Source organism: Burkholderia sp. AU33545 (assembly GCF_020419685.1).
GTDB classification, from domain to species: domain Bacteria; phylum Pseudomonadota; class Gammaproteobacteria; order Burkholderiales; family Burkholderiaceae; genus Burkholderia; species Burkholderia diffusa.
In genome coordinates this window covers 852102-869610 of the sequence record NZ_JAIZRQ010000001.1, presented here as the reverse complement: position 1 = coordinate 869610, position 17509 = coordinate 852102, and the positions used below count along the sequence as shown (strand labels likewise).

At 66.8% G+C, this 17509-nt stretch carries 16 protein-coding genes and 1 pseudogene; 5 read left to right on the top strand and 12 right to left on the bottom strand.

What is annotated here, in order from left to right; all coding sequences use genetic code 11:
* Positions 1–132: 132 nt before the first annotated feature.
* Positions 133–2757 carry an alanine--tRNA ligase gene (gene alaS, locus LGM71_RS04010; RefSeq protein WP_226114064.1) on the bottom strand — a complete coding sequence of 875 codons (2625 nt, stop codon included), beginning with the start codon at positions 2755–2757 and terminating at the stop codon, positions 133–135.
* Between the two features lie 239 nt (positions 2758–2996).
* On the opposite strand from alaS, the gene LGM71_RS04005 reads away from it, so the two are divergent.
* Positions 2997–4217 carry a CaiB/BaiF CoA transferase family protein gene (locus LGM71_RS04005; RefSeq protein WP_059606492.1) on the top strand — a complete coding sequence of 407 codons (1221 nt, stop codon included), beginning with the start codon at positions 2997–2999 and terminating at the stop codon, positions 4215–4217.
* Between the two features lie 113 nt (positions 4218–4330).
* On the opposite strand, the gene LGM71_RS04000 is transcribed toward LGM71_RS04005, so the two are convergent.
* Both LGM71_RS04000 and LGM71_RS03995 read right to left on the bottom strand, forming a co-directional pair.
* The gene (locus LGM71_RS04000) at positions 4331–4879 is read right to left on the bottom strand and encodes an RBBP9/YdeN family alpha/beta hydrolase (RefSeq protein WP_226114063.1); all 549 of its coding nucleotides are present in this window, start codon (positions 4877–4879) and stop codon (positions 4331–4333) included.
* 172 nt (positions 4880–5051) lie between these two features.
* On the bottom strand, positions 5052–5261 hold the full coding sequence (locus LGM71_RS03995) for an ornithine acetyltransferase (protein WP_006497729.1): 210 nt from the start codon (positions 5259–5261) through the stop codon (positions 5052–5054).
* Positions 5262–5514: 253 nt separating this feature from the next.
* On the opposite strand from LGM71_RS03995, the gene LGM71_RS03990 reads away from it, so the two are divergent.
* Complete coding sequence (locus LGM71_RS03990; RefSeq protein WP_059606487.1) at positions 5515–7224, top strand: glutamine--tRNA ligase/YqeY domain fusion protein; 1710 nt, start codon at positions 5515–5517, stop codon at positions 7222–7224.
* A 120-nt stretch (positions 7225–7344) separates the two neighbouring features.
* On the opposite strand, the gene LGM71_RS03985 is transcribed toward LGM71_RS03990, so the two are convergent.
* The 3 genes from LGM71_RS03985 to LGM71_RS03975 all read right to left on the bottom strand — a co-directional run bounded on the left by LGM71_RS03985 (position 7345) and on the right by LGM71_RS03975 (position 9666).
* Positions 7345–7815 (bottom strand): NUDIX hydrolase, encoded by a 471-nt coding sequence (locus tag LGM71_RS03985; RefSeq protein WP_059681706.1) that lies wholly within the window; start codon positions 7813–7815, stop codon positions 7345–7347.
* 11 nt (positions 7816–7826) lie between these two features.
* Entirely contained in the window at positions 7827–8213 is a 387-nt protein-coding gene (locus LGM71_RS03980; RefSeq protein WP_059606483.1) for a hypothetical protein, read from the bottom strand.
* A 112-nt stretch (positions 8214–8325) separates the two neighbouring features.
* Positions 8326–9666 (bottom strand): cytochrome-c peroxidase, encoded by a 1341-nt coding sequence (locus LGM71_RS03975; protein WP_226114062.1) that lies wholly within the window; start codon positions 9664–9666, stop codon positions 8326–8328.
* 223 nt (positions 9667–9889) lie between these two features.
* Here LGM71_RS03975 and LGM71_RS03970 point away from each other — a divergent pair, with 223 nt between their 5' ends.
* Positions 9890–11476, top strand: coding sequence for an acid phosphatase (locus tag LGM71_RS03970; protein ID WP_226114061.1), 1587 nt, complete (start codon positions 9890–9892; stop codon positions 11474–11476).
* A gap of 105 nt (positions 11477–11581) precedes the next feature.
* On the opposite strand, the gene LGM71_RS03965 is transcribed toward LGM71_RS03970, so the two are convergent.
* The 5 genes and pseudogenes from LGM71_RS03965 to LGM71_RS03945 all read right to left on the bottom strand — a co-directional run bounded on the left by LGM71_RS03965 (position 11582) and on the right by LGM71_RS03945 (position 15212).
* Positions 11582–13096 (bottom strand): alginate export family protein, encoded by a 1515-nt coding sequence (locus LGM71_RS03965; RefSeq protein WP_226114060.1) that lies wholly within the window; start codon positions 13094–13096, stop codon positions 11582–11584.
* Positions 13093–13791, bottom strand: coding sequence for a YoaK family protein (locus LGM71_RS03960; protein ID WP_124626571.1), 699 nt, complete (start codon positions 13789–13791; stop codon positions 13093–13095). The genes LGM71_RS03965 and LGM71_RS03960 overlap by 4 nt, the downstream gene beginning before the upstream one ends.
* On the bottom strand, positions 13788–14702 hold the full coding sequence (locus LGM71_RS03955; protein WP_226114059.1) for a glyoxalase: 915 nt from the start codon (positions 14700–14702) through the stop codon (positions 13788–13790). Before LGM71_RS03955 ends, LGM71_RS03960 begins: the two co-directional genes overlap by 4 nt.
* A 53-nt stretch (positions 14703–14755) precedes the next feature.
* Positions 14756–14914 (bottom strand): annotated as a pseudogene (locus LGM71_RS03950) (DoxX family protein); the annotation flags it as partial.
* Between the two features lie 130 nt (positions 14915–15044).
* Positions 15045–15212, bottom strand: a complete 168-nt coding sequence (locus LGM71_RS03945; RefSeq protein WP_151051847.1) for a DUF1427 family protein — start codon at positions 15210–15212, stop codon at positions 15045–15047.
* 113 nt (positions 15213–15325) lie between these two features.
* Between LGM71_RS03945 and LGM71_RS03940 the strand changes: the two genes are divergently transcribed.
* The gene (locus LGM71_RS03940; RefSeq protein WP_226114058.1) at positions 15326–16249 is read left to right on the top strand and encodes a LysR family transcriptional regulator; all 924 of its coding nucleotides are present in this window, start codon (positions 15326–15328) and stop codon (positions 16247–16249) included.
* An 18-nt stretch (positions 16250–16267) separates the two neighbouring features.
* Here the strand turns inward: LGM71_RS03940 and LGM71_RS03935 are convergent, their stop codons facing one another.
* Complete coding sequence (locus tag LGM71_RS03935) at positions 16268–16954, bottom strand: hydrolase (RefSeq protein WP_059606600.1); 687 nt, start codon at positions 16952–16954, stop codon at positions 16268–16270.
* A gap of 284 nt (positions 16955–17238) precedes the next feature.
* On the opposite strand from LGM71_RS03935, the gene LGM71_RS03930 reads away from it, so the two are divergent.
* Complete coding sequence (locus LGM71_RS03930) at positions 17239–17499, top strand: DUF1427 family protein (RefSeq protein WP_059523312.1); 261 nt, start codon at positions 17239–17241, stop codon at positions 17497–17499.
* Positions 17500–17509: the final 10 nt, after the last annotated feature.

Sequence of the window (17509 nt, the reverse complement as noted above, 5' to 3'; positions counted from 1 at the left end):
GCCGACGCGCCGGCATGCGCTCATCCTGCGCACCGGCAAAAATAAAACGACCCGACCGGCCACTGCCGATCGGGTCGTTTTCTCGTGCGCTGCGACGAGGTCAGCAAGACCGCATCGCATCAGCCATGCCGATCAAAGACGCTCTTCAACCCAGCCCTTGACGCCTGCCAGCGCGCCCGGCAGGTTCGCCGGTTCCGTGCCGCCTGCCTGCGCCATGTCCGGACGGCCACCGCCCTTGCCGCCCACCTGCTGCGCGACGAAGTTCACGAGCTCGCCGGCCTTGACCTTCTTGCTCGCGTCCGGCGTGACGCCCGCGATCAGGCTGACCTTGCCGCCTTCGACGGCCGCGAGCACGATCGCCGCGCTCTTCAGCTTGTCCTTCAGCTTGTCGACCGTTTCGCGCAGCGTCTTCGCGTCGGCACCGTCGAGCGTCGCCGCGAGCACGTACACACCGCCAATTTCGACGGCCTGCTGCGCGAGTTCATCACCCTGGCTCGATGCGAGCTTCGACTTCAGCGCGCCCAGTTCCTTCTCGAGCGACTTCACCTGGTCCTGCACCTGCGCGATGCGCTGCGTGAGCTCCGACGGCTGTGCCTTCAGCGCCGCCGCCGCCTGGTTCACGCGGGCGTCGAGTTCCTGCACATAGCGCACCGCGTTGTCACCGGTGATCGCCTCGACGCGGCGGATGCCGGCCGCGACGCCGCCTTCGACGACGATCTTGAAGAAGCCGATATCGCCGGTACGGTGCACGTGCGTGCCGCCGCACAGTTCGCGCGAGAAGCCGAGGTCGAGCACGCGCACTTCGTCGCCGTACTTCTCGCCGAACAGCGCCATCGCGCCGCCCTTCACCGCTTCGTCGTACGGCATCACGCGCACGATGCCCGGCGCGTTCGCGAGGATTTCGTTGTTGACGATCTGCTCGACGCGACGGATTTCGTCGTCGGTCATCGGCGCGTTGTGCGCGAAGTCGAAGCGGGTTTTCTCCGCGTCGACGAGCGAACCCTTCTGCTGCACGTGCGCGCCGAGCACTTCACGCAGCGCCTTGTGCATCAGGTGGGTGGCCGAGTGGTTGCGCTGGGTGCGCGCGCGGCGGTGCGCGTCGATTTCCGCGCGCAGCACGTCGCCGATCTTCAGCGTGCCCTGTTCGAGCGTGCCGTGGTGGCCGATCACGTCGGCCTGCACCTTCAGCGTGTCGGCCACCGCGAAGCGCGTCGACGCATTCGCGAGCACGCCCTGGTCGCCGACCTGGCCGCCCGATTCCGCGTAGAACGGCGTGTGGTCGAGCACGACGACCGCATCCTGGCCGTGCTTCACTTCGTTGACGGCAGAACCGTCGACGTACAGCGCGACGACCTTCGCGTCGTCGAACGCGATTTCCTCATAGCCGTGGAAGGTGGTCTTCGCGCCCGAGTATTCGAGGCCCTGCGTGGCCTTGAACTTGCCGGCCGCGCGCGCCTGCTCGCGCTGGCGCGCCATCGCGTCGTCGAACGCCGGCTCGTCGACCGTCATCCCGCGCTCGCGGCACACGTCGGCCGTGAGGTCGAGCGGGAAGCCGTAGGTGTCGTGCAGCTTGAACGCGAGTTCGCCGTCGAGCACCTTGCCGCCCTTCGCCTCGACATCCGCCAGCGCGGCCTCGAGGATCGACATCCCGTGTTCGATCGTCTCGAAGAAGCGCTCTTCTTCCTGACGCAGCACGTCCGTCACGCGCTGTTCGGCTTCCTTCAGTTCCGGATACGCGGCGCCCATCTCGGCGACGAGGTCGGCCACCAGCTTGTGGAAGAACGAGCCCTTGCGGCCGAGCTTGTAGCCGTGGCGGATCGCGCGGCGCACGATGCGGCGCAGCACGTAGCCGCGGCCTTCGTTGCCGGGGATCACGCCGTCGACGATCAGGAACGAGCACGCGCGGATGTGATCGGCGATCACCTTCAGCGAGTTGTTGTTCAGGTCGCTGATCTCGGTCACGCGCGCGGCGGCCTTGATCAGGTTCTGGAACAGGTCGATCTCGTAGTTGCTATGCACGTGCTGCAACACCGCGGCGAGACGCTCGAGGCCCATGCCGGTGTCGACCGACTGCTTCGGCAGGCGCGTCATGTTGCCCTGCGCGTCGCGGTTGAACTGCATGAACACGAGGTTCCAGATCTCGATGTAGCGGTCGCCGTCTTCTTCGGGCGATCCCGGCGGACCACCCCAGACGTCCGGGCCGTGGTCGTAGAAGATTTCCGTGCACGGGCCGCACGGGCCCGTGTCGCCCATCGTCCAGAAGTTGTCCGACGCGTAGCGCGCGCCCTTGTTGTCGCCGATGCGGATGATCCGCTCGGTCGGCACGCCGACTTCCTTCGCCCAGATGTCGTAGGCTTCGTCGTCTTCCTGGTAGACGGTGACCCACAGCTTTTCCTTCGGCAGCTGGTAGACCGTGGTCAGCAGTTCCCACGCGAACTTGATCGCGTCATGCTTGAAGTAGTCGCCGAACGAGAAATTGCCGAGCATCTCGAAGAACGTGTGGTGGCGCGCCGTGTAGCCGACGTTCTCGAGGTCGTTGTGCTTGCCGCCCGCGCGCACGCTGCGCTGCGCCGTGGTGGCGCGCGAGTACGGACGCGGGTCCGTGCCGAGGAACACGTCCTTGAACTGGACCATGCCCGAGTTCGTGAACATCAGCGTGGGGTCGTTACCGGGCACGAGGCTCGACGAGCGGACGATCGTGTGGCCCTTCGATTCGAAGAATTTGAGGAATTTCTCGCGGATTTCGGCAGCTTTCATGGCGTGCGGGGAATGTCTGGCTGAGACGGCTTCAAACGCCGGCCGTCCTCGCGGACGCACGGCGGGCAAATATCGTAATCGAACGATTATACGATACAGACCGGCGCCCCAGACGGCAGCGGCCCGGCGCGGCGGACGACCGGCCTGGGCCACCCGTGCGGCCGATTCGCCTTAAGATGCTCGGCATGCCAATCCGCCTTGCCCCGGCCAGGCGAGCCATGAAAGGAGACGATTCGACGATGGGTGCCTTGAGCCATATCCGCGTGCTTGACCTGACCCGCGTGCTCGCGGGCCCGTGGTGCGCGCAGACGCTCGCCGACTTCGGCGCGGACGTAATCAAGGTCGAGCGCCCCGGCGCCGGCGACGACACGCGCCACTGGGGGCCGCCGTACCTGAAGGACGCGAACGGCGACGATACGGCGGAGGCCGCGTACTATCTGGCGGCGAACCGCAACAAGCGCTCGGTGACGGTCGACATCGCGACGCCGGAAGGCCAGCAGATCGTGCGCGAGCTCGCCGCGCAGAGCGACGTCGTGCTCGAGAACTACAAGGTCGGGCAGTTGAAGAAGTACGGGCTCGATTACGAATCGCTGCGCGCGGTGAAACCCGATCTCGTCTACTGCTCGGTCACGGGCTTTGGCCAGACGGGCCCGTACGCGCACCGCGCGGGCTACGACTTCATCGTCCAGGGAATCGGCGGATTCATGAGCATCACCGGCGAGCGCGACAGCGAGCCGGGCGGCGGCCCGCAGAAGGCCGGCGTCGCGATCGCCGATCTCGCGACGGGCCTCTACTCGACGATCGCGGTACTCGCCGCGCTTGCGCACCGCGACCGGACGGGCGAAGGCCAGTACATCGACATGGCGCTGCTCGACGTGCAGGTCGCGCTGCTCGCGAACATGAACACCAACTTCCTCGCGAGCGGCAAGCCGCCGGTGCGCTGGGGCAACGCGCACCCGAACATCGTGCCGTACCAGACGTTCCAGACGAGCGACGGCTGGATCATCGTCGCGGTCGGCAACGACGGGCAGTTCCGCAAGTTCGTCGAGGCCGGCGGCCGGCCCGAGCTGGCCGACGACGAACGGTTCGCGACCAACCCGTCGCGCGTGCGCCATCGCGATACGCTGGTGCCGATCCTCGCCGAGATGGTGAAGACGCGCGGCAAGGCCGACTGGATCGGCGCGCTCGAAGCGGCCGGCGTGCCGTGCGGGCCGATCAACGAGCTCGACGAGGTGTTCGACAACGAGCAGGTGGTCGCGCGCGGGATGCAGGTGTCGCTGCCGCACCCGTGCGGCGCGGACGTGAAGCTCGTGCGCAATCCGATCCGGATGAGCGCGACGCCGCCCGATGCGCGCACCGCCCCGCCGCTGCTCGGCGCGCAGACGGAAGACGTACTGCGCGACATGCTCGGCTACGACGCGGCGCGCATTGCGGCGCTGAAGGCGAAGCAGGCGATCTGAACCGACCCGGACGGGTGCGCCGCGGCGTCTTCCGAGGCATGCGGCGGCGTGCCCGGGCGCCAGCAGACGCTGACGGATCGATGGACCGGCGGTTAACGGTTAGCAGCTAACCACTAGCGCGCGAGCGCATCGAGCCAGCCTCGCGCGTCGGGCCAGTCGCCGAGTCCGCTGTCCGCGTTGATGTGGCCGCGCGGGCCGAGGTCATGGAAGGCGCTGCCCCACGCATCCGCGCAGCCGCGCGCGAACGCGATCGAGCCGTACGGATCGTCGCTGCTTGCAACCACGCGGGTCGGAAACGGCAGCCGCTCATGCGGCACCGGCCCGAAGCCGTGCGCGTCGGCCGGAAACGCCGGCCCGGCCGGATCGGGCAACGCGACGAGCAACGCACCGCGCACCTTCGCGAGCGCGGCCGGCCGCGCGTAGCGCGTCGCCCACCACGCGGTGGTCAACGTGCCGAGGCTGTGCGCGGCGATCGTCACGGGGCCCGGTGCGGTTTCGACCGCGCGGTCGAGCGCGAGACACCAGGCGTTGCGGAACGCACTGTTCCAGTCGGGCATCGCGACGCGCACGAAACGCGCGTCGGCGCGCTCCCAACGGCTTTGCCAGTGGAGCGGACCGGAGTTGCCGTAGCCCGGCAGCACGAAAACGAGAGAATCGCTCATGGATGGTTCGTCGACGAATGAAGTCGTTATGTAACGTCGACGAAGTGTCGCACACCCGCTCCTCCCTGATGCTGCCTGTCGAATCGCGGAATGGATGTGCGAAGCAGAAACGGGCCGTGACGCTGCGGCAACACCGTCACGACCAGCCGGCGCTCATGCGCGCCGGCTTCGATCAGCGCACGCCGGCGCCGACCAGGCCACCCGCCGCGGCGCCGGCAACCGTGCCGACCGGGCCGCCCGTGATCAGGTAGCCCAGCGCGCCGCCCGCGGCCGCGCCGATACCGGCATTACGCTGCGTATGCGTCATCGCGCATGCGCCGAGCTGCGACAGGGCCGCGACGATTACCGCGGTACGAACGAGAAAAGTGGTCTTCTTCATCATGATTGTTGGTGTCCTCCCGCCAGCAAAAAATACGAATGGCGGCATTGAATCGGTAAAAGCCATCATAGGAAAAGCCGAATGCGCCGGGCAATCCGATTTACGTCGTGTTACAGCCGACACACAATCGAGATATTGCGGTTCCGCGCCGCGAACCGCCCGCCCGGTGGCGCAACCCGCGCGGGACGGACCCCGGTCAGGTAGAATTGCGGGATTACCCCGGCGCGACGCGCCGACACAACCTGACGCCAACCGCATGAGCACCGAACGCAACGACGCCCCCGCGGCTTCCAATTTCATCCGCAACATCATCGACGACGACAACCGCACCGGCAAATGGGGCGGCCGCGTCGAGACGCGCTTTCCGCCCGAGCCGAACGGCTATCTGCACATCGGCCATGCCAAGAGCATCTGCCTGAACTTCAGCGTCGCGCGCGACTACGGCGGCGTGTGCCACCTGCGCTTCGACGACACGAACCCCGAAAAGGAAAGCGTCGAGTACGTCGACTCGATCGTCGACGCGGTCCGCTGGCTCGGCTTCGACTGGCGCAAGGATGCGGTCGATCACCAGTATTTCGCGAGCGACTACTACGACAAGCTGTACGAATTCGCCGAGTTGCTGATCCAGCGCGGCAAGGCATACGTCGACAGCCAGAGCGCCGAGGAAATGCGCGCGAACCGCGGCTCGCTGACCGAAGGAGGCAAGCCGTCGCCGTTCCGCGACCGTTCGCCCGAGGAAAACCTCGACCTGTTCCGCCGCATGAAGGCCGGCGAGTTCAAGGAAGGCGAGCACGTGCTGCGCGCGAAGATCGACATGGCTTCGCCGAACATGAACATGCGCGATCCGGTGATCTACCGGATCCGCTATGCGCACCACTACCGCACCGGCGACGCGTGGTGCGTGTATCCGATGTACGACTACACGCACTGCATCTCGGATGCGCTCGAAGGCATCACGCATTCGCTGTGCACGCTCGAGTTCGAGGATCACCGCCCGCTGTACGACTGGGTGCTGAACGAACTCGCGGAAGCCGGCGTGTTCACGCGCCCGCTGCCGCAGCAAATCGAATTCTCGCGGCTGAACCTCACGTACGCGATCACCAGCAAGCGCAAGCTGCTGCAGCTCGTCACCGAAGGCCACGTCGACGGCTGGGACGACCCGCGGATGCCGACGATCGTCGGCGTGCGACGCCGCGGCTTCACGCCGGAGAGCATCCACTTGTTCTGCGAGCGGATCGGCGTGACGAAGATCGATTCGTGGATCGACATGAGCATCTTCGAAGGCGCGCTGCGCGACGACCTCGACGACAAGGCGGCGCGTACGGTCGCGGTGCTCGATCCGCTGAAGCTCGTGATCGACAACTATCCGGAAGGCCAGGAAGAAGCGTGCACGGCGCCCGTGCATCCGCATCACCCGGAGCGCGGCGTGCGCACGTTCCCGATCTCGCGCGAGCTCTGGATCGAACGCGAGGACTTCGTCGAGAACCCGCCGAAGGGTTATTTCCGCCTGTTCCCGGGTAACAAGGTGCGCCTGCGCTACGGCTACGTGATCGAGTGCACGGGCTTCGACAAGGACGCCGACGGCAACGTGACGGCCGTGCACTGCAACTATTTCCCGGACAGCAAGTCGGGCACCGAAGGCGCGAACACCTACAAGGTCAAGGGCAACATCCACTGGGTCAGCGTGAAGCATGCGCAGGCGGCCGAAGTCCGGATCTACGACCGGCTGTTCAAGGAGCCGCATCCGGACGCGGGCGGTGCGAACTTCCTCGAGGCGCTGAATCCGGATTCGAAGAAGGTCACGCAGGCCTACGTCGAACCGGGCGCCGGCGACGTTGCGCCGGAAACGCGCCTCCAGTTCGAGCGTCACGGCTATTTCGTCGCCGACCGCGTCGATTCGAAACCGGGCAAGCCCGTGTTCAACCGGATCGTCGGGCTGCGCGACAGCTGGGGCAAGCCGGCCTGACGGCCTGCTCCATGCACGGCGCGCGGCTCCGGGCCGGCGCCGCGGAACGATAAAAAAAACCGGCCTTCGGGCCGGTTTTTTATTGCGCGCGCGGGATCGTCGGAATCGACGCGGCAGCGCTCACGCGCCCGCCAGTCGCCGGTGCAGATCCGCGAGCGACAGCGTCGTGCGAAACAACCGCGCGAGGCTGCGGCTCGCATATGCGTCGACGTCGCCGGGCGCGGTCCAGCGATACGCGTCCATCTCGGGAATCGGCGAGCCGTCGCGACGGCTCGGGAACATCGACGTGCACGTGCAGTGCGCGGGATCGATCTCGTCGTCCGCGACCTGCACCGCGAACAGGTGCAGGTCCTTGTCGTGACGATATGCGAAGCGGCCGAGATCGAGCAGCCGCGCCGCCGCGAGTTCGATGCCGGTTTCCTCGCGCAACTCCCGCAGCGCCGCGTCGGCCGGTGACTCGCCGGGCTCGCCCTGCCCCTTCGGGATGTCCCAGTGCGTGGTATCCGTCGCGTGCGCGAGGAACACGCGGCCGGCCCCGTCGAGAATCACGACGCCGCACGATACCGTGCGCCGCGCACCGCTGCGCTTCATTGCTCGCGCGCTCAGCGCTTCTGCAGCTGCCACTTGCCCGCGGCGGTCTTGCAGTAGACGGGCTTGAGCGTCATCGTCTGGCCCTTCGCGGTAATGTCGGTGGCGATTTCGCGGCAGGTCTTGCCGTCGTTCTCGGACGTCGACGGCGTGAGCTTCGCGTCGATCTGCGTGCCGCGGCCGCTGCTCTGCCACGTCGTGGTCTCGCCGTCCTTGCCTTCGTCGCGCACCTGCACGACGGCCTTGGCCAGCGACGCGCGGTCGGTCTTGCTGAAGTAGGTCAGCGGCGTGTCGTTCAGGAAGCCCAGGTTGCTTTGCGCGTGGGCGGGCAGCATCGCGGCTGCGCACGCGGCGCCGGCCAGCACGCGCGTGACGACGGAAAGGGATGCACGCATCGACATGTGTTGTTCTCCTTGGATGTTCGATCGAACGGCGTGGCGCACGGCCGGCGACCCGGCACGCGCCACGCCCGTCAGCCAGCGAGCATAGCATGCGTGCCGCACGGCCCGTGTTCTAGCGCGCGGCCGACGTGGCCGCCGGTTGATATCCGTCGGTCAGCGTGTTCAGGAACGCGATCACGTCCTTGATCTCGGCCGCATTCAGCGCGGGGGCGTCGCCGCGCTTGCGGTCGAACGGCGGCTCGCGGTTGATGTTCGGCCAGTAGCGCTTCGGCAGGTCGTCATACACCTGCACCTTGCCGTGCACGACCGGATAGAACTTCTCGGGATGGATGTCGCGCTCGACATAGAAGCGCATCACGTCCTCGAGCGAGTGGTACACGCCGTTGTGGAAGAACGTCTTGCGCAACGCGACGTTGCGCAGCGACGGTGTGCGGAACAGCCCGCAGAATTCGTCGCGGCCCTTCAGGTCGGTGCGCTCGGGGCCGCACGCGCCGAGATCGTGGAAGCGCGGATCGCGATTGACCGGCAGCGCGCGGTTGCGCGGCACCGCGATCGCGATCAGGCCGAAATCGCTGAACTGCGGCGGCCCCCCTTCGAGCGTGCGCTGGCTCACGTGACAGCTCGCGCAGTTGCCCTTCTTCTCGTCGTTGAACAGCTGCAGCCCGTGCAACTCGGCGGGCGTGAGTTGCGCGTGGCCGGCCAGATACGCGTCGTACTTGCTCGTGTACGGATCGAACAATGCCGGCTGCTGCTGGAATGCGTCGAGCGCACGCAGCACCGCGCCGAACGTCGCCTGGTCGTCGCCGAGGACCCGATCGCCGAATGCCTTGCGGAACGCGTCGGCATAGGGCGCGGCACGCACCGCCTTCGCGACCCGCGCCGGCGAGCTGCTCATCTCGAATGGCGACGTGAGGGGAATACGCGCCTGCGCATCGCGCGTGTCGACGCGACCGTCCCAGGTCAATCCACCGGTCGGGCCTGCATCGATGCTTTCGTCGCCTTCGTCGGGCGAATCGTGGAAGTGCTCGGTGAATGGCGGAATGCCGCGCACGTACTTCAGCGACGGCACCGCGCGAAAGCCCATGCGATGCATGTCGTCGCCGCCGAGCTGCACCGACAGCGCGTTCGGCGGGCCGAACGCATGCTCGGCGCTATGACACGACGCGCATGCGAGCTTGCCGGAGCCGGACAGCGACGGATCGAAGAACAACTGCTTGCCGAGCGCCGTCATCTGCTTCACGCCCTCGAATACCTGCGCGCGTGTCTGCGGCTGGCTGGCCGGCGCGACCGCCGGGGCGGCTTGTGCCGCCGACACGACGGAGACCGCCTGCGCGTTCGCACCGGGCCGCGCATCGCAGCCGGCGAGCGGCGCGAGCCCGCCCATCAGCGCGAGCGTCGCCGCGGCGGGGATCAACGATCGCGCGAACGCGAAGGATTTCAGAAGGCTGTGCATCGTCGTTCTTCTTGTAGCGGTGGGCAATCGGCCGGAGCTTATGTCAGTTCCGTGACCGGTGCATGACGTTCGACCGACAGTCAATTGAAAGCGCCCCTACACCCGGCTGTCAAACGGGTTCCAGATAATGCGCGCAGCCGGTTGGTGCCCCGTGGTTCCTGCGCCGGCCCGACGCCAACCCGGTTCCCACACGCGACAAACGACGAAAGAGAGAGAACATCGCATGAAGAAGCACGCCTGGATTCGCTACACGCCGATCGCCCTCGCGGCCGCGCTCAGCCTGACCGCCTGCGGCGGCGACGATGTCACGCAGCAAGGCCTGTCGGCCGTCAAGAACGTCGTCGTGATCTACGCGGAAAACCGCAGCTTCGACAACCTCTACGGCAACTTCCCGGGCGCGAACGGTCTGCAGAACGCAACGACTGCGAACTCGGTGCAGAAGGACCGCGACGGCTCGACGATGGCGACCCTGCCGAAGATCTGGGGTGGCCTGACCGCAACCGGCATCACGCCTGCGGTCACCGAAGCGATGACGGCGAACCTGCCGAACGCACCGTTCGCGATCGACGATCCCAACGGCTTCAACCAGTCGATGAGCATCGCGACGCGCGACATCGTGCACCGCTTCTACCAGGACCAGATGCAGATCGACGGCGGCAAGAACGACATGTATGCCGCATGGACCGATGCGGGCGGCCTGACGATGGGCCACTACACGCCGGATCCGTCGAAGCTGCCGCTGTGGAAGATCGCGCAGCAATACGTGCTGGCCGACAACTTCTTCATGGGCGCGTTCGGCGGCTCGTTCCTGAACCACCAGTACCTGATCTGCGCATGCGCGCCGTTCTACGCGAACGCCGACAAGAGTCCGGCGGCCGGCAAGATCGCAGTCCTGAACGCCGACGGCAAGTCGCTCGCAGTCGCCTCGAACTCGCCGGCCTCGGCGCTGAGCGGCCCGCCGAAGTTCGTCAACGACGGCGCACTGACGCCGGACTTCTACGTTGTCAACACGATGCAGCCGGCGTACCAGCCGAGCGGTAACAAAGCCGCCACGGGCGGCGACCCGCTGCTCGCCGACCCGGCCAATCCTTCGACGATGCCGCCGCAGACGGCGACCAACATCGGCGACCTGATGACCAACGCAAACGTGTCGTGGGCATGGTATAGCGGCGCATGGGGCCAGGCGCTGCAGGCGAGCCAGAACGGCACGTCGAACGTGATCTACGGCGCCGACCTCTCCACGCCGAACTTCCAGCCGCACCATCAGCCGTTCAACTACTACGCGAACCAGGCACCGGGCACCGCGAGCCGCGCGCAGCACCTGCTCGACGGCGGCGCGAACGGCGCGGACTTCATCAAGGCGATCGACGCGGGCACGCTGCCGCAAGTTACGTTCTACAAGCCGCAGGGCAACCTGAACGAGCACCCGGGGTACACGGACGTCACCTCCGGCGATCAGCACATCGCGGACGTGATCGCGCACCTGCAGGCCAGCCCGCAGTGGAAGAACATGGTCGTGGTCGTCACGTACGACGAAAACGGTGGCTTCTGGGATCACGCCGCGCCGCCGAGCGGCGATCGCTGGGGCCCCGGCACCCGCATTCCGGCGCTGATCGTGTCGCCGTTCGCGAAGAAGGGTTTCGTGGACCATACGCAGTACGACACGGGTTCGATCCTGCGCTTCATCACGCGTCGCTTCTCGCTGCCGCGCCTCGCGGGCCTGCAGCAGCGCGACGACGCGCTGAAGGCGAACGGCGCGCAGCCGATGGGCGACCTGACGAACGCGCTCGCGCTGTCGCCGAACCTGTAACGCCATCGCGGCGAACGGGCCGGCCGCGGTGCCGGCCCGGACGCACGAAGGGCGGCCCCGCGGGGCCGCCCTTTTTTCATGCGCGCGCGTTGCCGCGCGGCCGCGTCACCAGCCGTACTTCAGCTCGATGCCGGCGTAGTCCGCGTTGTGCCCGCCCGCCTGCCGGATCGCGTCGCCGACCTGGAAGTGCACGGCCTCGACCGCGCCGATCAGGTTCGCGGCGATCGTCCAGTCCGCACGCAGCTGCACGTACATCCCCGTCCACAGGCCGCCCTTGCCTGCCGTGCCGGGCACCGCGACGTTCGGCTGCTGATAGACGGCGTCGCCGGTGGTCTCGCGCCACTGGAAGCCGAGCGCACCGAGCAGCGACAGGTTCGGCGACGGCTTCAGCGTCACCGACGGCTTCACGTGGATCAGGTTCGAGTAGCCCGTGTAGCCGGCCAGCGTGAAGTAATAACCGTTCGGAAAGAGCGGGTTGAAGGTGCCGACGCGGCCATCGTGCGGATGCCGGTCACCCGATGCCGCATCGACCTGCAGCGCGATGCGCGGCGACCACGGCGCATCGAGCTTGTAGCCGGCGATCGAGCCGACGGCCCACGCACCGATCGTGTTGTTACCGACCGTCCCCGTCTGCAGCATCGTCTCGAGATCCCAGTCGAAGCGGCCCTGCGTGCCGGTGTAGCGCAAGTCCCATACGTCCCGATGCTCGGGGCCGCTCGCATCGAGGAAACGCGCGTTGCTGCGGTTGTAGCGCGACCAGTAGCCGGACAGATCCCCCGGCCCGACCGACTGCCGCTCGAAGCGCACGCCGCTGAACGTGAGGTCGCGGTTCGACACGTCATCGAACGCGGACATCGTGCGGTTCTGCACGGGCTGCGTCGCATACCCGATGAAGCGCCACTTCTGATATTCGTAGTCGGCCCAGACTGCATCGAACGCCTGCCTCACGTTCGGGCCGTCGCGCGTGGCAATGAAGCGCTGCAAGTCGAACGCCATTTCCTGCCGGCCGACGCGGAACTTGAACGTGCCACCGCCGAGCGCGCCCGTGTAGGTCGCGAACGCCTGTTCGAGATCGAGCGGGTTCCTGTCGACCGGCGAGATCGTGTTCTTGCCGAATGCGCGGTCGTCCTGCAACTGCACGAAGAACTGCCAGTGCTGGCCCAGATGCGCATCGGCATGCACTTCGACGCGCTGGATCAGGTACGTATCCGATTGCGCGGAGCCGATCCCGAACAGCGGCGCGTCGTTGGTCTCCAGCCGCTCGCGCAGGTTCACGCCGAGCGACAGATAGGAGGCCGGATCATTGCCGAGCGGAATGTATTTGAGCCCGTCGAGCGGCGCGCGCGGCACGCACGGATTCGCCAGCACCGACCAGTCTTCCTGCCAGCGGTTGAACAGCACCGTCGGCCGTTTCGCCGTGCATGTCGAAGCGGTTGCGTCACCGGGTGTCGATGTCGACGTGGAGGTCGACGTGGAAGTCGACGTGGATGTCGCCGCCGTTTCCGCGAACGCCGCGTCGGCGCCCGCGAACAGCAGGCCCGCGACGATGGACAAGCGCGCGGCCTGCTCGAAGCGGCGGCCGTGGCGCCTCCCTTGACTCCCCCGCTCCCGCGCGATCATGCGCGCTCCTGCGTGGCCGGTCCGGCCGCTTGCGCCGCACACAGTGCGAGCATCGCAAGCACGCCGACGGGTACGAGCAGCGCCAGGAATCCGACATGGCGGAACCCGAGCGCACCGCCCGCCGCGCCGAGCGCGAACGCGACGATCGCCGGCAGCATCTTGCCGAAGCGCGCCCGCGCCGCCGCGCGCGCGGTGTCTGCGGTGCCGGCCGACAGCAGGTCGACGACATCGAGGATCGCCTGCGTCACGTTGCCCGTCATCACCGTATTCGGCACGCCGCCCGCACGCGGAATCACGCGCGGATGCGCGTTCTGCACCCCCATCGCGAACGTACCGACAATGCCGGCCACGAGTGCCGGCAACGCGTCGGGCTGCGTGACGGGCGTCGCCCACACGCCGGCCGCGCAGAAGCCGAGCAGCAGCACGGCCTGCACCGCGTGCAGCGCGCGCGCACCCTGCCAGGCGGGCCGCCCGGACATCGACCGCGCGATCAGGCTGCTCGCGATCACGCCGCACACGAACGCGGGAAACACGCTGAGCTTCAGCACGACACCCTGGCCGAAGCCCGCGATGCCCGCGCCGATCAGCACGAAGTTGCCGGTCACGTGTGCGGTGAACAGCCCGAATAGCGCGACGAAGCTCAGCGTATCGACGAAGCCGGCCACCGCGGCAAGGAGCGTGTCTTCGTGCTTCATCGCGCGGCGCTCGCATGGATCTCGGCGACATAGCCGCCCGGGAACTGCACGAGTGCAGCGTCGCGCCCATCCGCCGTGAACGGCGGCACGAGCACGGTCGCACCCGCGGCTTCGGCCTTCTTCAGCGTCGCGGCGAGATCGGGCACGTCGTAGCCGGTCATCTCGCGCCCGAACGGGTAAGGCAGATGGCCGTCGGTCACGAGCACGGTCATCTTGCCGAAGCCCGACTCGATGCGGATGCGGCGGTACGTGTCGTTCGGCCGGCCGATCTCGATGCCCGGCGCCTTCAGGTTGTCCGACACCACCTTGCCCTTCGAGAACTTGACGAAGTCGTGCACGAACTTGCGTACGCTTTGCGGCGACACGTAGACGCGGTTCTCGGGGATCGTCTGCAACGCGTCGTAGTTCGGCGCCTGCGTATGCCAGTAGAGCTGCATCTTCACGCCGCCCGCCCACGCAATGACCGCATCGCGGCCGATGGGATCCGGGAACGTGTCGACGATCACGTCGGCGCCATGCTCACGCGCCGACTTCACGGCGACATCCATGTCCGTGACGAGATAGCCGGTGCGCTCCGCGCAGAACGGATACGGGATCGGCGTCTTGAAGCCGAACACCGAGATCGTGCCGACGGGCGTCAACACGAGCTGCGACATCGTCTGGCTCGGTGTCGGCGTGACCTGGAACACGCCCTGCTTCGACTTCTTGCCGCCGAACGTAGCGACCAAGCTGTCGGTGAAGCGGTCGAAATCTTCCGGTGCCACGCACACGTGCGTCGTATCGTACTGCGGACCGACGGCAACCGTGGGCGCGACGGCGGGCGGCACGGGCGGTTTCGCGAACGCGGCAGGCGCGGCGACGAGGCCGCTGGCAACCGCAAGCGCCAGCAACGCGGAACGAAGGATTTTCATGACGGATGTCCTTGTTGTTTCATCAAATGGTGCAGCGGCTCGGGCGATCCCGGTCACCCGAGGCCGTCGCCGGCCGGTTGCCGAGCATCGGCGAGCACGGTCTCGATCACGAGTGCCGCGATCAGCCCAAGATGCTCGAAAAAGCTGTTGAGCGCCGTGAAATGTTCGGCGCCCGAGCGGTTCCAGAAATCGTTCGCCACGACCATCGCGACGAAGCGGCCCGCGGTGATCGCCACTGCGGTCGCAGACGGGTTTGCGCGGTCGAGCGTCGTGAACCTTCCGTCGTGAAGGATCAGATCCCGTTGGGACTCGGTTGCGCTCATCAATATGTCCTCGATGCAATCAGAAACCGAGCCAGTGACGGACCGGTGCGACGACCGCCACGCCGATCAGCATGCCGGCCAGCCCGACCAGCGCGATCAACGGCGGTGCGGGCGAGCGCACCTTGATCACGCTGTATATGACGCCGACCAGCACGCCCGCGCCCAATGAAGCCAGATACGATTCCATACGCCCTTCCCGACTGAATTAGAATGTGCCGCATTGCCGCCCGGGCGCGGTGCGCCGGCTGCACGAACCGTTGCCGCCCCGTCCGCTTCACTTCGCCGCCACGCTCTCCAGCCATGCAACATCTTCCCGATCTCGAAGCCTGGGCCATCTTCGCGCGCGTCGCCGAGACCGGTTCGTTCGCCAAGGCCGCCGACCTGCTCGGCATCTCGCAACCGACCGTGTCGAAAGCGATCGCACGCCTCGAAAAGCGCCTCGGCGCGATGCTGCTGTACCGCACGTCGCGCAAGCTGTCGCTCACACCGACCGGCGAACTGCTGCGCGATCGCGCGATCCGGTTGCTCGCCGACGCCGAGCTGATCGAGGGCGAGGCATCCGCGCACGCGCTCGAACCGCACGGCCTCGTGCGCGTGAACGCGCCGATGTCGTTCGGGCTGCACCACCTGGCGCCGGTGCTGCCCGCGTTTCTCGAACGCTACCCGCGCGTCGACATCGACCTCGTGCTGACCGACCACTTCGTCGACATCGTGTCGGGCGGTTTCGACGTCGCGATCCGGATCGCCGAGCTGAACGATTCCTCGCTGCGGGCGCGTCGTCTCTGCGCGGTGCGCCGGCCGCTCGTCGCATCGCCTGCGTATCTCGACCGGCATGGCCGGCCGACCCATCCGAGCGAACTCGACCAGCACGTGTGCCTGACCTACACGAACATCCCGACGCCCGACTACTGGCGCTTTCGCCACGCCGCGTCGAACGACGAAATCGGCATACCCGTGCGCGGCCGCATCCGCACCAACAACGCCGACGTCATTGGCCCCGCGCTGCTTGCAGGCCACGGTCTCGCGCTGCAGCCGACATTCCTGGTGTGGGATGCGCTGCAAAGCGGCGAGCTCGAGGAAGTCATGCACGACTGGAAAATCGCCGACATCAACGTCAATCTCGTCACGCCACCCGGCATGCTGCGTGCCGCGCGCGTAACGGCACTGCTCGACTTCCTCGTCGAACATCTGTCGCACGCGCCGTGGGCACTGCCGCCCGTCTGAACGGGCGGCCCGCACCCGTTACTTCGCCGGCACGGCCGGGATCGACTCGTGCGGCGTCGCGGTGCGCTGCGCGGCCTTGTGGACCATCGTGTACGCGTAGTCGACGCCCATGCCGTACGCACCCGAATGTTCCTTCGCGATCGCCATCACGGCGTCATACGTCTCGCGGCGTGCCCAGTCGCGCTGCCACTCGAGCGCGACCTGCTGCCAGGTGACGGGCACGACGCCGGCTTGGATCATCCGCTGCATCGCGAAGTCGTGCGCGTCCTTCGACGTGCCGCCCGACGCGTCGGCCACCATATAGATCTCGTAGTCGCCTTCGAGCATCGCGCAGAGCGCGAACGTCGTATTGCAGACTTCCGTCCACAGGCCCGAGACGACCACCTTCTTGCGACCATTCGCGGCCAGCGCATCGCGCACCTTCTGGTCGTCCCACGAGTTCATCGACGTGCGTTCGAGCGTCTTCTGGTTCGGGAACACGTCGAGCAGTTCGGGATAGGTGTAACCCGAGAAGCTGTCGCTTTCGACGGTCGTGATCGTGGTCGGGATGTTGAATGCCTTCGCGGCCTTGGCGAGCCCGACGACGTTGTTCTTCAACGTCTGGCGATCGATCGACTGCACGCCGAATGCCATCTGTGGCTGCTGGTCGATGAAGATCAACTGGCTGTTCTGGGGGGTGAGGACTTCAAGCTTCGGGTTGCGCATGGCGCGAATCATCCTTTGAACAGGAATCGTGGGAGGCTTGCCTCGATCGGAAACCGAGAGGAGCCGGCTGTGCGTTACCCCGGATCTGCGTCTTCCGGTTGCAGGCATTTAATCGGAAAAGCCGCGGCTCGAACATCCAAGAAATGGAATCGATCGAATTCCGAAAGAAGGGGCTCTTCAAGGGCTATCCGCCCTTTTGTTCCACACGTAAACCCGATACGCTTCCAGCACGTTGAAGACGCGCCCTTCGCCCCCCGATCAGCCTATCACGAACGATTTTCATCATGAAACCGTATTTTCTGTCGCTGTTCGCAGGCATCCTCGCCGGCGTCATCTACGGCGCGCTCGGCGTGAATTCGCCGGCGCCGCCGATCATCGCGCTCCTCGGCCTGCTCGGCATGCTGGCCGGCGAGCAGATCCTGCCGCTCGCGCGCCGGATGCTGTCCGGCTACCGGCTGAATACCGCGTGGCGCGATGCGCAATGCAGCCAGCACATGTTCGGCACGCTGCCGGGCGGCGCCGCGAACGACCGCAAACCGTCGTGATGCAAGGCTC